The sequence below is a fragment of the Kitasatospora sp. MBT63 genome, from assembly GCF_000710465.2.
Lineage (GTDB): Bacteria > Actinomycetota > Actinomycetes > Streptomycetales > Streptomycetaceae > Kitasatospora.
Genome location: NZ_JAIZ01000085.1, coordinates 1 through 3,753 on the forward strand (window position 1 = coordinate 1; position 3,753 = coordinate 3,753).

At 70.8% G+C, this 3,753-nt stretch carries 2 protein-coding genes and 1 pseudogene; all 3 read left to right on the top strand.

The genetic code is table 11. From position 1 onward, the window contains the following. Positions 1-831: hypothetical protein (locus tag AA75_RS49075; RefSeq protein WP_033818671.1), on the top strand; the 831-nt coding region annotated here is incomplete at its 5' end. 227 nt (positions 832-1,058) lie between these two features. Continuing rightward, positions 1,059-2,939: a threonine--tRNA ligase gene (thrS, locus tag AA75_RS05765; protein WP_233288937.1), complete on the top strand. Its 1,881-nt coding sequence runs from the start codon at positions 1,059-1,061 to the stop codon at positions 2,937-2,939. Positions 2,940-3,107: 168 nt separating this feature from the next. Continuing rightward, positions 3,108-3,753, top strand: a pseudogene (locus AA75_RS05770) (LuxR family transcriptional regulator); the annotation flags it as partial.

Sequence of the window (3,753 nt, forward strand, 5' to 3'; positions counted from 1 at the left end):
CCCACCCCCGCCCCCACCGCCGCGACCCGGCGTACACCGGCCGCTCTCCTGCGCTCCGCGGACCGGCGGCTGTACCTCTTCGGGCTCGGCGTGCACGCCGGGTTCGCGGACTACCGCCGGATGTTCACCTGGCGCAGCTGGCTGTTCGGCTGGGTCCTGAGGATGCTCGCGCAGGTCGCCTTCTTCGCCTCGCTCGGCCGGCTGCTCGGCACCCCGGGCAGCGCCGGCGCCATCGCCCTCGGCAACGCCGCCCTGCTCGGCCCGCTCGGTGCCCTGGGCGTGATCGCCTCCTGCGCCGCCGAACGCCGCTCGGGCACCCTGCCGCTGCTGCTGCTCGGCCGCTCGGCACCCCTGCCGGTACTCGCCGCCCGGGGCGTGTACTGGGTGTGCGACGCCACGCTCACCGCGGCACTGGCCACCCTGATGCTCCCGCTGTTCACCGGGTGGCGGCCGGAACCGGCCGTCCTGCCCGGCATACTCGCCCTGGAAGTCCTCGGCACCGTCTCGTGCTACGCCATGGCGCTCGCGCTGACCCCGCTGAGCATGCGGTTCCCGGAGTCCCGCGGCTTCCTCACCTCCGGCGTCCTGGTCCTGATGATGCTGTTCGGCGGGGTGAACGTCCCGGCCCCCCACGGCCCGGCCACCGTCGTGGCGGCCGTGCTCCCGATGACGCACGCCCTGACCGCGATCCGCGGCCTCGCGGGCGACGGCCGGCTGCCCGTGACCGAACTCCTCGCCGAGACGTCGGTACTGGCGGGATGGGCCGTCATCGCCGTGCTGCTCGTGCCCTGGGGGCTGCGCCGGGCGGCGCGCGCCGGCGCACTCGCGTGAACGGCCCCTCCCCGCCGCACGGAGAGCCCTTGGCCCTCCCGGCGGCAGTCCGTCGGGGGCGACGTCGCCGTCCCCACCTGAAGCTATGATCCCCAAGCCCCTCGAACCACGCCCAAGGAGCCCTCTTGAGCACCGTGACCCTCCACGTCACCCGCAACGACCAGCAGTCCACCGAGACGGTTCCGACGGGCACCCCCTGCACGACGCTCTACGCGGACGACCCCGCGGTGATCGCGGTCCGCGTCAACGGCGAACTGCGCGACCTGGACACCCCGGCCGCGGACGGCGACACCGTCGAACCGGTGGAGATCACCAGCCCGGACGGCCTGGACATCCTGCGCCACTCCACCGCACACGTCATGGCCCAGGCCGTGCAGAACCTCTTCCCCGAGGCCAAGCTCGGCATCGGTCCGCCCGTCAAGAACGGCTTCTACTACGACTTCGACGTCGAGCGGCCGTTCACGCCCGAGGACCTCAAGGCCGTCGAGAAGAAGATGCAGGAGATCGTCAAGCGCGGCCAGCGCTTCTCCCGGCGCGTCGTCACCGACGAGGCCGCCCGCGAGGAACTCGCGAACGAGCCGTACAAGCTGGAACTGATCGGCCTCAAGGGCTCGCCCTCGCACGACGACGGCACGGACGTCGAGGTCGGCGCCGGCGAACTGACCGTCTACGACAACCTGGACGCCGAGACCGGCGAGCCGTGCTGGAAGGACCTCTGCCGCGGCCCCCACCTGCCGTCGACCCGCCACATCCCGGCGTTCAAGCTGATGCGCAACGCGGCCGCCTACTGGCGCGGCAGCGAGAAGAACCCGATGCTCCAGCGGATCTACGGCACCGCCTGGCCGTCCAGGGACGCACTGAAGGCGCACCTGGACCTCCTCGCCGAGGCCGAGAAGCGCGACCACCGCAGGCTCGGCGCCGAACTCGACCTGTTCTCCTTCCCCGACGAGATCGGCTCCGGCCTGCCGGTCTTCCACCCCAAGGGCACCGCGCTGCGCCAGGCGCTGGAGGACTACTCGCGCAAGCGCCACCGCCAGGCGGGCTACCAGTTCGTCACCACCCCGCACATCACCAAGGAGAACCTGTTCCGCACCTCGGGCCACCTGCAGTGGTACGCGGACGGCATGTACCCGCCGATGGAGCTGGACGAGGGCGCGACCTACTACCTCAAGCCGATGAACTGCCCGATGCACAACCTGATCTACCGGTCGCGCGGGCGTTCCTACCGTGAACTGCCGCTGCGGCTCTTCGAGTTCGGGACGGTCTACCGGTACGAGAAGTCCGGCGTGGTGCACGGCCTGACCCGGGTGCGCGGACTCACCATGGACGACGCCCACATCTACTGCACCCCCGGCCAGCTCGGCGACGAGCTGCGCAGCGTGCTGCGATTCGTCCTCGACCTGCTCGCGGACTACGGCCTGACCGACTTCCACCTGGAGCTGTCGACCAGGGACCCGGCCAGTCCCAAGTACGTCGGCTCGGACGAGGACTGGGCGCAGGCCACCGCGGCGCTGCGCGAGGCGGCCGGGCGGGAGAACCTGGAGCTGGTCCTGGACGAGGGCGGCGCCGCGTTCTACGGGCCAAAGATCTCCGTCCAGGCCCGGGACGCGATCGGCCGGTCGTGGCAGATGTCGACCATCCAGGTGGACTTCCAGCTGCCGCAGCGTTTCGAGCTGGAGTACCAGTCGGCAGAGGGGACCCGGGAACGGCCCATCATGATCCACCGGGCACTGTTCGGTTCGATCGAACGGTTCCTCGGGGTGCTCACCGAGCACTACGCGGGCGCCTTCCCCGCCTGGCTGGCCCCGGTCCAGGTGGTGGCCATCCCGATCACCGGCGACCAGGTCCCCTACCTGCAGCAGATCGCCGAGCGCCTGCGTGGGCACGACATCCGGGTGGAGGTCGACGCCGGCTCGGACCGGATGCAGAAGAAGATCCGCACCGCCCAGCAGCAGAAGGTCCCCTACATGCTGCTGGCCGGACAGGAGGACGTCGCCCAGGGAGCGGTCTCCTTCCGCTACCGCAACGGCGAGCAGAAGAACTTCGTCCCGGTGGACGAAGCCGTCGAGGAGATCCTGCGGGCCGTGCAGGACCGCACCCTGGACTGACCACCCACCGCGGTCCGATGACGAGGACCGCACACCTCCGCCGGACGCACCGCCCCGCGGCCTGTCGCCGTGCCTCCCCGCCGGGAGGTACGGCGACAGGCCGTCCCGGCGCGGACGGGCAGGGGACCGAAAAACACACAGCACGCCCGGTGAGGGAGAACGACGAACATGATGGACGACACCGCGCTGGAGATGCAGACCGCCTCCAGCGGTCTGCAGGACCTGGACATGGCCGTCTACACCTGGGTGGTCGAGCACGGCAGGGCCGACCACACCGCGATAGCGGCCGCCGTCGCGGTCGGCCCGCAGGAAGCCGAGGCGAGTGTCGAGCGTCTGCTGCGGGCCCGCCTGCTGCAGACCAACCCGGACAACCCGGCCGACCTGTTCGCGGTTGCGCCCGAGACCGCCGCCGCCCAGATCTCCGCCCCGGTGGAGGCCCAGATCTACGAGCAGCGGCAGCGACTGGCACAGGTCAGACAGGAACTCAACCGGTTCATCCCCCACTACTACAGACAGCGTTCCGCCTCGGGTTCCCTGGTGGTGCTGGAGAACCTCCAGGACGTCCGGGACTCCCTCAACCGTGCATCCGACCGATGTCAGAAGGAAGTGCTGACCTCCCAACCGGGCGGGGGCGCGCGCGTCCCCGAGGCGATGCAGGAGGCCCTGGTCCGGGATCAGGAGATGCTCAAGCGCGGTATCCGGATCCGGACCCTCTACCACCACACGGCCCGCTTCAACGGCCCCAGCCAGGCCTACGTCGTCGCCGCGTCCGCGCTGGGCGGCCAGTACCGGACGGCGCACGAACTCTTCGGGC